We start from the raw sequence: 13,255 nt of genomic DNA, 5'->3' as shown, positions 1-13,255 counted from the left end.
AGACACTTGAGTACATTGATGGACGACGAGATTAAACGCTGGACGGCGCGCCGTAAGAGCGCGCTGGTGCTGGAAATCATTCAAGGCAAGACGACAGTCGCTGAAGCCAGCCGAGCTCACGACCTGCCACCCTCAGAGATCGAGAAGTGGGTCGACGATGGCAAGCGCGGGATAGAGAACGCGTTGCGCGCCAATCCGCAGGATCTTCGCGAGCAGTATGAGCGGCAACTGAAGGACCTGCAGGAAGCCTATGGCGAGGCGATGCTGGAACTGCGTGCCCGAAAAAAATTGCAGTCCCTGCTGGGCGAGGACGAGAAGTGATCGAAACGATCCGCCAGGGACTCAACGATGATGGCTACACCGTTTCGATCAGCCAGCTGTGCCGCTGGTTCGGCATTCCTCGTCGCACCGTGTACTACAAGGCGACGAAGAAGCCACCGGCGGTGCAGGAGCGATTCGCGCGGCCGATCAAGCAGATGATCGAGGAGAACCCATCGTTCGGCTATCGCACAGTGGCGTATCTGCTGAAGGTCAACAAGAACACAGTGCAGCGCGTTTTCCAGCTGATGCATTGGCAGGTGCGCAAGCGCCCCGTCGGCTTCCGGCCACGAGTTCGAGCGCTGCCGTCGGTGGCAAGTGCGCCGAACGAGCGCTGGGCGACGGATCTGTGCCGCGTCTGGAGCGGTCGCGATGGCTGGGCGGTTCTCGCTCTGGTTATCGACTGCTGCACCCGAGATGGCATCTATCTCGGAGCGGCCGATCGCGGACGGCAGAGGCAGCGCTCGAGCAAGCGCTGCTCGCGCGCTTTGGCGCGCTAGGGCGCGTACCCGCACCGTTCTTGCTTCGCTCGGATAATGGCCTCGTCTTCACGAGCCGCAGCTATACCGCGTTGGTGCGCGGCTATGGGCTTCGACAGGAGTTCATCACGCCGCACTCACCGGAGCAGAACGGCATGGTCGAACGCGTGATCCGCACGCTGAAGGACCAATGCGTGCATCGTCATCGCTTCGAGACGCTACAGCACGCGAGCCGAGTCATCAGCGACTGGATCAGCTTCTACAACAACCAGCGGCCACACCAGGCATTGGACATGAGAACACCCACCGAGGCGTTCAAATTAGCAGCATGACCTGAGCAGGAACCACTGGGTCATTACACCCTTGCCCACGTCGATGCCGACGAAGACTTGGATGGCTTCATGCTGATCGAGATCAGTCAGGCACACTCCTAAGTTGAGTCCGCTCGGCCAGCGACACAAGGCGACTGATCTCGGCATCCATGTTACGAGCGACCTCGGAGTAACTCCGGATCGGCCCCTATCAGCGATCATGAGCCGCCGACCAGACCCGGTGACAACACCCCTCGGATCATGGACGACTGGGGGCAGGAATCACTGGCTGGCCGATCTCAGGGTAACTGAGATGGGAAGAAGGTAACGGGGGCGGTAGATCCATTCCTTACTACGCCATCCGCGTAGTCGAACCGTTGCTCCGTGGTGGGACTCGAGGTAAGGCTCAGGCTTGCACAGAGGGTCACGACGAGCGCTCGCAAGTATCCGGCTGTTATTGAATGTGCATTGACGTTCGGTTGTGTGAGCCGGTGTGCGTCAATCGTAGTGTCGCTTTGTATCTATGTGCGAAGCTACTAAGTCCTCAAGGCAGGCATCATATCTCACTGTGCCCGGCTCGGAGGAAGCCGGGCCAGGATTGGATGCTCACGCTCAGCCGAGAATCCTCGGATCGAAGTAAGCGCGAACTTCGCGAAACTTTCCCGCCTCGACGCGCACAATGTTGACGCCAATCGGCCTATATACCTTGCCGGCCGCATCGGTCAGGGTGGCCTGCCATTCAAACGATGCCTCATTTCCTTGAACGATCTCGTGGACGATTTCAACCTTGACGCCTTGGAACTGGCGATATGTGGCTTCATACCATTTGCTGATGCTATCCCAGCCAACGAGGCGTTCTCCCGGGGGCATGAAAATAGCGTCGGCGTGATAGTGCTGTCCCACCTTTTGGACGTTTCGTTCGGCTTCCGCGCGCCAATAGGACTCGGCGACCTGTCGAGGTGTAGCGTTCTGACTGAGGTTGGCAGCCGACTTGGCAGGTGTGGCATGAGCGGGTGTAATGAGCATTGCGCTCGTTGCACTTGCTGCTGCAATTGTGAGCGAGTTCGATGCAGTCCGAGTCAAAAAGTAACGACGACTGAATAGGGATTTGTTCATACGTGGTTTGAATGTGGGTGAATAGAGAGCTTTAGGAGCGTCTAAAGTTTGCACGACCGCGAGCGTCGGTCAGTAGCCCGTGACACCTGGCGGTGCGAACTGCCGAGCCCGCCACTTGAAAGCGAGGATCCAGCGATTCCGCTCTCTGGAGCGAAACTGTGAGTTCCACGGAGCGAGGCCGTCAGCGAATTTCGCCAGGGTACGTGATACTACCGCCTGATGAGGCAATTTGGCCCCTGGGGATATGTGCATCCATGATCCAGAAATCGATTGAGGGGCAAGCGTCAGTGGCTATCTCTGGTCTACTTTGTGACTAGTTCGCGGTGGTCTCATGCAAAAGGCAGTCATCGAGCCACTCCGCATGAATGTGCTCAGTTAACGCCGGTGCTCCATGCTTGAGCATTGCCGCCGGTTATAAAGACTAGTCAATGACAGCCTAGCCGCCGGGTCGAGCTTTCATTTGATCTGCGGTCAATGCGGGACCTTCGCACATGATTCAATGACTGACATGAGTGAGTCACGATTGCTGCGCGTCGTTGATAGAGAACGCGGAGTGGGCATACAGCCTTGTACTTGGGGTGAAAGTCGACTGCGGCTAGTTGCGCTGTTCTCTGACACTGTCACTGTCGCTAGCACCGGCTCGCCTGCGACAGTGGAGAAAGTAGACTCCTGTTGCGAACTCGTCATCAGTGTGGATGAAGGTAACTCTTCGAGAGGCAATAATGATCCCAGTCGAAAGGATGCGAATCACCCGACAGGAGGACGGCACTGCGGTCATTGCGCGAGACCTCCCATGGCAGAAGCTCTCTGGCACCAGCTTCTTCATCACGGGTGGCGGAGGTTTCTTGGGTGGGTACCTGGTCAGGACGCTGCTCGCATTGAATTCATCCAGAGTACTGGATCAGCCGGTTCGGGTAACGGTTCTGGTCCGGAATGCGGCGAAGGCTCGCGCGAGCCTGATTGACGTACTGGACGATCCGGATCTCCAGCTGCGCGAGGCAGATCTGAGTGCTATCACGAAAGTCGAAGTTGCGAACTCTAACTATGTGATCCACGCGGCCAGTCAGGCCAGCCCGCGCTTCTATGGCAGCGATCCTGTCGGCACGCTGCTGCCAAACGCCGTGGGTACTGCCGCACTGCTGGAAGGTTTGAGAGAAAGTTCGGACCCGCGTGGCCTACTGTTTGTCAGCAGCTGTGAGGTCTACGGCGACGTGCCCCGCAGCAGTGCGTTGCATGAAGAGTCTTATGGCTTTCTAAATCCAACAGACATTCGGGCCTGCTACGCAGAGGGAAAGCGATTTGGCGAAGCATTCTGCGCAGCTTGGTATCACCAGTACAAACTGCCCACCTATATCGTCCGCCCGTTTCACACCTACGGGCCGGGACTTCAGGAGGATGATGGCCGGGTGTTCGCCGATTTTTCCTTCAATGTAGTACGAGGTGAGAACATCGTCATGAATAGCGACGGCTCCCCACGTCGTGCCTTCTGCTATGTGAGCGACGCGATCGCTGGATTCTTTACGGTACTGCTGAAGGGCGAGCCTGCTGTTCCCTACAACGTCGCGAACTCCGCGGGCGAACTGTCTGTGTACGAGCTGGCCCAGCTGCTCGTGAATCTATATCCGGAGAAGAGACTGTCAGTCGTGCGCCGCCAGACGACGCCATCGGCATCGCAGGCAAACGGCATCTCCTCGGAACTTCTACCTGATACAACCCGACTTACGGCGCTCGGCTGGCGTGCTACGGTGGATCCCGCAAGCGGATTTCGGCGGATGATCGATGCATATTTGGAGTGAAGCGAGTCAGCGGGACGGCTGGGAGCGTATTGATCCTGCGGTGAAGTTCTTGCAAGCGGTGTAGCCGCCGTCGACAACGATTTCCTGTCCTGTCACATGACTGGCGAGGTCGGAGAGCAGAAAGGCGCACACGTTGCCGATCTCATCGGCTGTTGCGGGACGGCCCATGGGAATGAGCGCTTGCGCTTCCTCGGGACTCATTTGGCGCAAGGCCCCGTCGGTGGTGGTGAACCCGGGCGCGACGGCGTTGGTTCGCACCCCCCGTCGGGCCCACTCGACGCCCAGTTGTCGAGTGAGACCCGCGACGCCAGCCTTCACAGAGCAATAGGCGGCGCCCCCATCCACGGCATTGTGGCTAGCGATGGAGGTGATGAAAACGATCGCGCCTGAACCCTGCTGCAACATCGGTCGAGCCGATTCCTGTGCGCAGCGGAAATACCCAGTCAGCCCCTGACCCACGACCATATCCCAAGCTTCCTCGGAGAAGTCCTCCGCGGGCTGGTAGGCACGCCGCATCCCGCCGCACACGAGCCCATCCAGTCGACCGTACGCCTCCAGCGTGCTACTGACCATGCGATGGCAGTCGCTGCGACGACTAACATCCATCTCCACGGCAATCGACCGGCCGCCTGAGGAATTGATCGTATCGCTGACTGTACGGGCCAGGGCTGCGTTGATATCGCATACCGCCACGTTCGCACCGAACCTTGCACAAACGAGCGCGGTCGCCTTGCCGATGCCTTGAGCGCCGCCGGTGACTGCGATTGATTTTCCGGAGAGCATGAACGACCACCTTGGTTTGTTTGGGCTTGTCTCAAGCAGGGCGCAGGTGCTGTTTGTTCAAGCAACTGCGTAGAGCGCCATTCTTCAAGTATCCCACCATCGTCTTCATCGAGATTTTCCTCGCGTCATCGCGACTCTCGACGCTTGACCATGCTGCATGTGGGGTGACCAGAAGCCTGCCATGCAGCCAGGGCTCGCGATTCGCATGACAGCGCAGCAGCTTCGGCACAGGATCGGGCGGCTCCGTCGGTAACACGTCGATGCCCGCCGCACGTACATGTCCGCTCTTCATCGCATCATAGAGGGCATCCCAGTCGATCAAGCCACCGCGGGCAGTGTTCAGGAGCGTTGCCTGGGGCTTCAATTTCGCAAGCGTAGTGGCATTGATGAGATTGGCGGTTTGAACGGTCAGTGGCGCATGCAGACTCAGGATATCGACCGCACTCAACAACTCCTCCAGCGATTCGACGCGTTCGATACCGAGTGCCAGCTCCTGGCCTCTGGGGAGGAAGGGGTCGTACGTCATCACCTGCAGGCCGAATGCCTTCGCCCGCAAGGCTGTTGCGGTCCCCACCGGACCCAGTCCGACGGTTCCGAACACCCGACCGGCAAGGCGCCGCTCATCCATGAAGATGCGGTGATCGAAATTCTTTATCGGATCTGCGCGAACGGCTTCATCGAACGGTATCAGTCCGCGCTCCAGGGCAAGCAACAAAGCAATGGTGTGGTCCGCGACTTCGGCCGTGCCGTAATCCGGCGTGTTGCACACCGGGATGTTCAGTTCGCTCGCCGCGGCTACGTCGATGTTGTTGTAACCCGTGCCACATCGCACGATGATCTTGCATTTGCGCAGCCGAGCGATCGTGGCAGCGTCCATGCTAATCATCTGCCAGAGCAGCAATCCATCCGCATTGGCGAGCAGGTCTTCATTCAGCTGTTCCTGACCATGCCACTTCTCGACACGCAGATCGATCAGGTCGCCGCCGATCTGCCTTTCCAGCACGCCGCCGTCGTCATATACGGCATCGGGGGTATACACCAAGAATTTCATAATGAAGTATTTCTCAAAGCAGTTTTGCGAGCAGACCGCCGTCGGCGATCAGGCCATTCCCGTTAACAAATGAGGATGCGTCCGAGAGTAGAAAAGCGATCACCGAAGCGATTTCCTGTGGCGTACCTACACGCGGAATCGCATTCAGATTGAACGAGAGGCCCAAGGCCTCAGCGCTGCCGGCTGCGGCGAACGCAGGTTGAGACATGCGCGTGTCCACGGAGCCAACGATCAATGCGTTCACTCGGATGCGATCAATGGCGTAGTCGAGTGCTAGTTGACGCGAGAGCGCCAACACAGCGCCTTTGCTCGCGGCGTAGTCGGCGTGACCTCGTGCGGTCGCCATCGCGTGTACCGAGGAGACGTTGACCACGCTGCCGCCGCCCGATCGACGCAGCACGGGAAGCCCGGCGCGGCAGATTCGGAAGATTCCTTTCAGGTTGATGTCAAGAGTGGTGTCCCATTCCGCATCGGACAAGTCCTCGAGGCGCTTGCCCGTGTTACACACGGCCGCGTTGTTGACGATGCCATGGAGCTGCCCAAAGTGTTGCTCCGCGAACTCAAAGGCAGCGTCGATCTGTTCCTGGTTTCGGACATCGACTTCCAGGAAATGCAGTCGTCCCGCCATTGCTGCACTCTCGCTGGTGAGCGACTGCGCATCACGGGCATCGCGGCTGACAGCGAGCACGGAGGCGCCCAGATCGGCGAGCATGAGTGCGGTCGCGCGTCCGATGCCCTTGCCGGCGCCCGTGACGAGCACTGACTTACCGGCCACTGAAAACTGCGTCTTGTTCATTGCTGTATCACTAGATTTGACTGTGCACTCGCCAATGCGGTGGGCGAAGATACCGCGCGCAAGATGCGCTTCTCATCGCCGTCGCCGCGGCTGAATTCGTCGACGATGTGGCCGTCAGCCAGGACCACAATTCGATGGGCCAACCCCAACACTTCCTCGAGCTCCGAGGACACGATCAAGACGGCAACGCCGCGCTCTGCCAGGCCCACGACGAGGCGATAGATTTCGTGACGAGTGGCCACGTCCACGCCCTTGGTGGGATCGTCCAGCAGCAGGATCTTGGGCTGCGGCATGAGGACGCGCGCAAAGAGCAGCTTCTGCTGATTGCCGCCACTCAAGTGCGAAACAGTGGCTTCGGGCGATGATGCTTTTACGGAGAGTTCCCGCATCGTGCGAAGCACGTGGTTGCGCTCGGCACTTGCCCGAACGAATCCGGCGGTGGAGAGCAGGCGCAGATTTCCGGCGGTAATGTTTGCCCGCAGTGGAAGATTGAATAGCAGGCCGTCTCGCTTTCGGTCCTCGGTGAGTAGCCCGATGCCGAGCGCTCGCGCATCGCGAGAGGAGCGTACAGAGCACTCGCGACCCTCGACATACATCTTACCGGTGTGTGGAAGATGGCCGTAGATCGCGCTCAGCAGCTCGGTTCGCCCCGCGCCGAGCAACCCGGCGATACCCAAGATCTCTCCTCGATGCAACACCACGCTGATTTCTCGCACTCGGCGCCGACCGTTGTGAGTGACCGAGAAATCCTCGAGCTTCAGTACGGCAGGCCCGCCTGCGGGTGACTTAACCTCTGGGAACTGAGTCGCGACTTTGTAGCCCGTCATCGCATCGTGGAGTCGATGGATGTCGAAATCCTTGCGCTCGAACTCTTCGGCAATCACTCCATCGCGTAGCACCGAGGCGCGATCGCACAAGCTCAGCACTTCCGGCAGACGGTGCGTGATGTAGATGATAGTCGTCGAGCGCTCCTTCAGCCGTCGCAACACACCGAACAGCCGCTCGATCTCCCGCGACGTAAGCGATGCAGTGGGCTCATCCAGCAGCAATACGCTGGGGCGTGCAACGAGCGCGCGAGCAATCATCACGAGATGACGCTGAGCGGCGGACAGTGAAGCCACTTGCGCACGAGGGGAGAAGGATAGACCCAAGTCGGTCAGGAGCTGATGGGCTCGCTGTTCGACATCCGGCCACGGCACGAGTGGACCTCGGCCAACCCGCAGCTGGCCGCAGAAGATGTTCTCCGCGACACTCAAGTTCTCGATGACCTCGATTTCCTGAGGAACGAACCCCACGCCTTGCTTACGTGCGTCCGCGGGAGAGCGGAAGGCGACAGCGCGTCCGTCGATCTTGAGCTCACCGCGAAACGCTTCACGCGGATGCACGCCGTTCAATATCTTCAGGAGCGTCGATTTGCCCGCGCCGTTCTGTCCGAGAAGCGCGTGAGTTTCTCCGCGTCGCACGCGCAAGTCGCAACCCCGTAGGGCAAACACACCCGAGAAATCGAGTTCAATCCCCAATGCCTCGATAGCGAAGGACCGCATCTACTGACCCGCCTTGTCCAGCAGAGCGTAGTACGGCCCGACCTCAGCGGCGGTGATGACTCGGGCGGGTAGGGGCGTGTGATAAGGAACGTCCTGACCTTGCGCCAACGCAGCCGCAAGCTCGGCGGTCTTAGCGCCCTCTTCATAGAGGGGCTGTGCAACGATGCCGAAGACCTCGCCGGCCTTCACCAGATCGAGGTTCGCTCGGATGTAGTCCATGCCGATGATGACCAAGCTGCGCCCCGCGGTTCGGGCCGCGCCTGCCCACGTTTGCGCGCCGTTACCTGTCGTGGAGAAAACACCCGTGATGTCGCGATTCCCCTGAAGCAAGCTGATGGCCTTGGCTTTGGCAGCCGTCGCTTCATAGCCTTCGAGTTGCGGCGGCAACACTGTGATCTTGGGAAAGTGTTCCGCCATGGAGCGCCGGAAGGCCTCCGCTTTGGCGTTTTCTTCAACGTTAAAGCTGCCTTGAGTCAGAGCAATGACGCCTTTACCGCCCAGGCGCGCTCCAAGTGCCAATGCCGCTTCCTTGCCGACCTGAGCGAGATCCTGTCCGGTCGCGGCTTTCAACCCTTTGATCGTGCCGGGCGGCGGCAACTCATGCCAGGTCACGACTGGCAATCCTTCCGCGGCAAGCTTTTCGACAAAGGGATAGATCGCCGTGTCGAGCGTGAAGACTCCGACCGCTCCAAACCTGTCTCGAGCGAGGGCAGCTTCGGCGAGCGGAATGGTTGCTGCCACATCGAGGTTCGTGGCGCTCGGATTGCCCACCACCTCACACGTATAACCGAGCTCCTCGCAACGGTTCAGAAAGCCCGCTTGCATCAGCTTGCACACGGGATGATCCCGCAGGGGTTGCACCCACAGCAGACGCTTGTTCGCCTCCTGCGGCACATGCGCGCTCGGAACTGTCGGCGTAGAATTCAAATGCGCTCTGACGCCCATAGCGCCGAGCACGGCCACCAACACGAGCAGAGAGACGGCCGATCCTCTTCGGTAGGTCATACCGAAGAGCTTGCCGACCCCGGATGAGGCGGCTGTCTGTGAGTGCGACTCGGGTGCCTCGGCGTGCAGGCCGCTCACCGCCAAGCGCCGACGCGCGGTGTCCAGGGCCACCGCAAGAATCATGATGAGTCCGACGGCAATCTGCTGCCAGTTCGCGCTGACGCCTACCGTGACGAGTCCACTTTGCACGACTTGTAATAACAAGACGCCAATCAAGCCGCCGATCACAGTACCGGCACCACCGAACAAGCTGACGCCGCCGACGACGACGCCGGCAATGACGGCCAGCTCCCAGCCTGAGCCAATGCCAGTGGTGGCGCTGGCAAGATCGGCCATGACAAACATGCCGGCGATCGAGGAGAGCGCCCCGACGGCCACGAACGCGGCAACCCGATATCTCCGAGTCGGGATGCCGACGAGGTCGGCCACGAGCGCATTGCCCCCCACGGCATACATGTTGCGGCCCATGACGGAGTGACGCAGCAGAATGTCCGCGGTCACCGCCGCCAGAAGAAAGAAAACAAAACTCCAGCCCAAGCCTGCGAACACCGCGCTCTGGCCAAGCTGCCCCACGCTCGAAGGCAACGGATAGACCGGATAGCCGCCCGTGACGAGTTGAATGAGCCCTTGTCCGATGAATAGCATCCCCAACGTTTGGATGAACGCCGGAATGCGAAGTCCGACCACGGATAGGCCATTGATCAACCCCACGGTGCAGCCACACAGCAATCCGCCGAGCAGCGCCGCGGGCACCGGCAAGCCCACTGCCGTCATCAGTTTTCCGCTGACGACGGCGGCCAGGCCTGCCACTGAGCCCACGGAGAGATCGAACTCACCATTGATGAGCAGGATGATCTGGCCGATCGCGATGATGCCGATGAATGAGACCATGTTGAGCATGGCTCGCACGTTGCGATCGGAGAGGAAGGCCGGCTCGAGCAGCCAGAACAGCAGCGCGATTGTAATCAGCGCGGCGATGACACCTGCTTCACCCAAAGCGAACACGCGCAGCAGGCGATCGGACGCCGACCCCGCCGTAGTTGTACCGGCAGCCGCCATCTAGTCATTCCCCCGGATCGACGTTGTATCGTTATAGTGGATTGGAGATATCACATATATCGGCGACTGGTCAAAGAACGCGCTGACCCCCTCGACATTCGCTGATGTCACATCGCAGCGACTGAATGTTCTCTGTCAGCGAGGACTTATGCTGACCGACCAGAAGATCAAAAAGCCAAAGTCTCTGACCCTCCTGGCGCTGGAGAAGATTCGCGCGGGAATCACCAATGGGGACTATCCATTGGGCTCACCGTTGTATGAGAAGGCGCTCGCCGAACAGTTTGGCATCAGCAAGACACCGGTCCGCGAGGCCCTCGTGCAATTGCAGCGAGAGAATCTCGTGGTGGTTCAGCCACATTCGGGAACGTTTGTCTTCGAGCTTGCGGACAAGGAAGTCACCGAGCTGTGCGAGCTGCGGCTGATTCTAGAGAGCAACGCACTGCAGCTGGCGATGCGCCGTCAAGCAGGGCGGCTGTTGGTTGAGCTGCACGATATCGTTGAGGGAATGTGTGTCGCCATCAGGGACAAGGAATCCGACGAATACCGCCGACTCGATGCGCGGTTCCACGCCGCTTTCTTCAAGCACTGCGGCAATGCCTATCTGGCGGGCGCGTACTCGATGATCGATGCCAAATTGCAAACTCTGCGGGTCAGTCTGATTGCGCCGATCCCCAGCCTGCTCGATGTCTCGCTCGATGAGCACCTACGCATCGCTAAGGCCTTGAAAGACTCGGAGATCGAGGTAGGGCTGAAGGTACTGAGCGAACACATCAAGCGGGCGCGCGAACTGATGCGGGGGCTTCGGGAGGTTGAACCCGTGACCGTGGAGGAGATGTGATGTGATCGCGGCGCCGATTCTGTCTCGAACAGATATATCTGGTGTCCGCGGATGACGGTCCGACGGGTCATCAAGGACGGTCCACCAAGGATGAGTCGCGTCGATCTCGCCCCTCACTGTGAATCGGGAGAACTCGTGTTAGCGGACAGACAGATGACGGATACGACCGAGCCCACCCCAGCGCTCCAGGCCTCCGCTGAAACACTGCTGAAGCTGTTCGAGACCATGTTTCGGATCCGGCGCTTCGAGGAGACGGCGACGGATTTGTTCAAGAAGGGCGTCATCAAAGGGACGGCCCACAGTTACATCGGTCAAGAGGCGATTGCGGCGGGCACCTGCGCCAATTTGACGGAACAGGACTTTGTCGGCAGCTATCACCGCGGGCATGGGCACTGCATCGCCAAAGGGGCGCGCGTTGATCGAATGCTCGCGGAGCTCCTTGGAAAGGAGACGGGATATTGCCGCGGGCTCGGCGGTTCCATGCATGTCGCCGACCTCGAGCTCAACATTCTGGGGGCCAATGGGGTCGTCGGTGCGACCATGCCGTTAGGCGCCGGAGCGGCGCTGGCAGCGCAGTATCACAAAACCAATGCCGTCTCGATTGCATTCTTTGGTGACGGTGCGGCAAACCAGGGCGTGTTTCACGAGGCGCTAAATCTTGCGGCGGTGTGGAAGTTGCCCATGGTGTTTATCTGCGAGAACAACCAGTACGCCCTGAATACGGCATTCAATCAAACGACGTCGGTGCCCCAGATCGCGCTGCGGGCATCGGCCTATGGCGTTCCCGGGCGGACCATCGATGGCAACGATGCGGAAGAGGTGTATCACGCCACCCGGGTTGCTATCGAGAAAGCGCGCTCCGGCGAAGGCCCGAGTCTCGTCGAGGCGATGACCTGGCGCTGGGGGCCGCACAGTATGCGAGCGAACCTGCGCGAGCCGCGTACGGAGGAGGCGATGAGCGCCTGGAAGGCGCGCGATCCGTTGATCCGACTGCAGGAGAAAATGGCCACGGCGCGCGTTCCGAGCGCTCGTATCGATCAGGTGAAGGCCGCTGTCGAGCGGGAGATCGAAGCCGCCATTGCCTTTGCCACTCAAAGTCCTGAGCCGTCGATCACGATCCTCGATACGGCCGTCTATGCGCCGCATCACGCACATCAGGAACCCACCGACAGGGGCGAACGCCCGCTCACGTATACCCAGGCGTTGAACGAGGCGCTCCATCAAGAAATGGAGCGCGATCCCAGCGTGCTGGTGCTGGGCGAGGACATCGCGGAGACGGGCGGCATTTTCCAGGTCACCAAGGGACTGGTGGAAAAATTCGGGGCCACGCGCGTGCGCGACACGCCGATCTCCGAGGCGACGTTCTGCGGCGCCGCCGTCGGTGCCGCGATCGCAGGCTTACGGCCGATCGTTGAAGTGCAGATCTTCGACTTCGTGACTCAGATGATGGACATGATCGTGAATCAAGCCGCGAAGTTTCGCTTCATGAACGGTGGCGTCGCGAAAGTCCCGCTGGTGATTCGCGGTCCGCAGGGCGGTGGCATTCGCCTCGCCGCGCAACACAGTCAAAGTTTGGAGGCATGGTTTGCCCATATACCTGGGTTGGTCGTCGTCGCTCCGTCCAGCGCATACGATGCCAAGGGCCTCTTGACCGCGGCCATTCGCGACGACAACCCGGTGATATTCCTGGAGCACAAGATGCTCTATCTGGGCGAGAAGGGGCCGGTGCCGGTGGAAAGCTATGCGATCCCCATCGGCAAGGCGGACGTGAAGCGCGAGGGCAAAGACGTGACGGTGGTTGCGACACAAGCCATGGTTGCGAAGGCCCTGTCGGTTGCCGTGTTGCTGGAGGACGAGGGCATCAGCGTCGAGGTCATCGACCCTCGGACCATCCGTCCGCTCGACGAGGACACTATTCTCGCCTCGGTGCGCAAGACCCATCGCCTACTCATTGTGCATGAGGCGTGCAAGACCGGCGGCTTCGCAGCAGAAGTATGCGCGCGGGTCGTGGAAAGAGAATTCGGCTCGCTAAAGGCGCCGGTGGTTCGAGTGGCCGCGTACGACACGCCGATGCCATTCAATGACAAGCTCGAAACTGCGGTCATTCCCTCGCGTGAAGCAATCGCGGATGCCATTCGCGCTGTGATGAAGGCGTAGCA

General features: G+C 59.9%; 12 protein-coding genes. 6 read left to right on the top strand and 6 right to left on the bottom strand.

The annotated features are described in order from the left end of the window. Positions 1 to 18 precede the first annotated feature (18 nt). The 3 genes from D0550_RS19680 to D0550_RS36005 are packed head-to-tail and all read left to right on the top strand — an operon-like array spanning position 19 to position 1,129. Positions 19 to 321, top strand: coding sequence for a transposase (locus D0550_RS19680; protein ID WP_206606417.1), 303 nt, complete (start codon positions 19 to 21; stop codon positions 319 to 321). After that, on the top strand, positions 318 to 818 hold the full coding sequence (locus D0550_RS36010; RefSeq protein ID WP_241520855.1) for a hypothetical protein: 501 nt from the start codon (positions 318 to 320) through the stop codon (positions 816 to 818). Before D0550_RS19680 ends, D0550_RS36010 begins: the two co-directional genes overlap by 4 nt. 20 nt (positions 819 to 838) lie before the next feature. After that, on the top strand, positions 839 to 1,129 hold the full coding sequence (locus D0550_RS36005; RefSeq protein ID WP_241520854.1) for an integrase core domain-containing protein: 291 nt from the start codon (positions 839 to 841) through the stop codon (positions 1,127 to 1,129). Positions 1,130 to 1,720: 591 nt separating this feature from the next. On the opposite strand, the gene D0550_RS19670 is transcribed toward D0550_RS36005, so the two are convergent. Beyond that, complete coding sequence (locus D0550_RS19670; protein ID WP_206606415.1) at positions 1,721 to 2,134, bottom strand: nuclear transport factor 2 family protein; 414 nt, start codon at positions 2,132 to 2,134, stop codon at positions 1,721 to 1,723. A gap of 812 nt (positions 2,135 to 2,946) precedes the next feature. Between D0550_RS19670 and D0550_RS19665 the strand changes: the two genes are divergently transcribed. After that, complete coding sequence (locus D0550_RS19665) at positions 2,947 to 4,020, top strand: NAD-dependent epimerase/dehydratase family protein (protein ID WP_161965935.1); 1,074 nt, start codon at positions 2,947 to 2,949, stop codon at positions 4,018 to 4,020. A 6-nt stretch (positions 4,021 to 4,026) separates the two neighbouring features. Here D0550_RS19665 and D0550_RS19660 read toward each other — a convergent pair whose 3' ends face one another. The 5 genes from D0550_RS19660 to D0550_RS35560 are packed head-to-tail and all read right to left on the bottom strand — an operon-like array spanning position 4,027 to position 10,258. Next, positions 4,027 to 4,803 carry an SDR family NAD(P)-dependent oxidoreductase gene (locus tag D0550_RS19660; RefSeq protein ID WP_116810900.1) on the bottom strand — a complete coding sequence of 259 codons (777 nt, stop codon included), beginning with the start codon at positions 4,801 to 4,803 and terminating at the stop codon, positions 4,027 to 4,029. Between the two features lie 31 nt (positions 4,804 to 4,834). Then, on the bottom strand, positions 4,835 to 5,854 hold the full coding sequence (locus D0550_RS19655) for a C-terminal binding protein (protein WP_116810899.1): 1,020 nt from the start codon (positions 5,852 to 5,854) through the stop codon (positions 4,835 to 4,837). Between the two features lie 13 nt (positions 5,855 to 5,867). Beyond that, positions 5,868 to 6,650: an SDR family NAD(P)-dependent oxidoreductase gene (locus D0550_RS19650; RefSeq protein ID WP_116810898.1), complete on the bottom strand. Its 783-nt coding sequence runs from the start codon at positions 6,648 to 6,650 to the stop codon at positions 5,868 to 5,870. Then, the gene (locus D0550_RS19645; protein ID WP_116810897.1) at positions 6,647 to 8,194 is read right to left on the bottom strand and encodes a sugar ABC transporter ATP-binding protein; all 1,548 of its coding nucleotides are present in this window, start codon (positions 8,192 to 8,194) and stop codon (positions 6,647 to 6,649) included. Before D0550_RS19645 ends, D0550_RS19650 begins: the two co-directional genes overlap by 4 nt. Continuing rightward, positions 8,195 to 10,258, bottom strand: coding sequence for an ABC transporter permease subunit (locus D0550_RS35560; RefSeq protein ID WP_206606413.1), 2,064 nt, complete (start codon positions 10,256 to 10,258; stop codon positions 8,195 to 8,197). A gap of 148 nt (positions 10,259 to 10,406) precedes the next feature. On the opposite strand from D0550_RS35560, the gene D0550_RS19630 reads away from it, so the two are divergent. Continuing rightward, positions 10,407 to 11,096, top strand: a complete 690-nt coding sequence (locus D0550_RS19630) for a GntR family transcriptional regulator (RefSeq protein ID WP_116810896.1) — start codon at positions 10,407 to 10,409, stop codon at positions 11,094 to 11,096. A gap of 153 nt (positions 11,097 to 11,249) precedes the next feature. After that, positions 11,250 to 13,253 (top strand): alpha-ketoacid dehydrogenase subunit alpha/beta, encoded by a 2,004-nt coding sequence (locus tag D0550_RS36430; protein ID WP_275129258.1) that lies wholly within the window; start codon positions 11,250 to 11,252, stop codon positions 13,251 to 13,253. Positions 13,254 to 13,255: the final 2 nt, after the last annotated feature.

It is taken from the genome of Steroidobacter cummioxidans, assembly GCF_003104955.1.
This window is presented reverse-complemented; position numbering and strand designations above follow the sequence as displayed.

Coding starts and splice junctions, on each gene's coding strand:
- D0550_RS19670 (WP_206606415.1), bottom strand. CDS start 2,134: ATGCTCATTACACCCGCTCATGCCACACCTGCCAAGTCGGCTGCCAAC.
- D0550_RS19680 (WP_206606417.1), top strand. CDS start 19: ATGGACGACGAGATTAAACGCTGGACGGCGCGCCGTAAGAGCGCGCTG.
- D0550_RS19645 (WP_116810897.1), bottom strand. CDS start 8,194: ATGCGGTCCTTCGCTATCGAGGCATTGGGGATTGAACTCGATTTCTCG.
- D0550_RS35560 (WP_206606413.1), bottom strand. CDS start 10,258: ATGGCGGCTGCCGGTACAACTACGGCGGGGTCGGCGTCCGATCGCCTG.
- D0550_RS19665 (WP_161965935.1), top strand. CDS start 2,947: ATGATCCCAGTCGAAAGGATGCGAATCACCCGACAGGAGGACGGCACT.
- D0550_RS19655 (WP_116810899.1), bottom strand. CDS start 5,854: ATGAAATTCTTGGTGTATACCCCCGATGCCGTATATGACGACGGCGGC.
- D0550_RS36430 (WP_275129258.1), top strand. CDS start 11,250: ATGACGGATACGACCGAGCCCACCCCAGCGCTCCAGGCCTCCGCTGAA.
- D0550_RS19660 (WP_116810900.1), bottom strand. CDS start 4,803: ATGCTCTCCGGAAAATCAATCGCAGTCACCGGCGGCGCTCAAGGCATC.
- D0550_RS19630 (WP_116810896.1), top strand. CDS start 10,407: ATGCTGACCGACCAGAAGATCAAAAAGCCAAAGTCTCTGACCCTCCTG.
- D0550_RS19650 (WP_116810898.1), bottom strand. CDS start 6,650: ATGAACAAGACGCAGTTTTCAGTGGCCGGTAAGTCAGTGCTCGTCACG.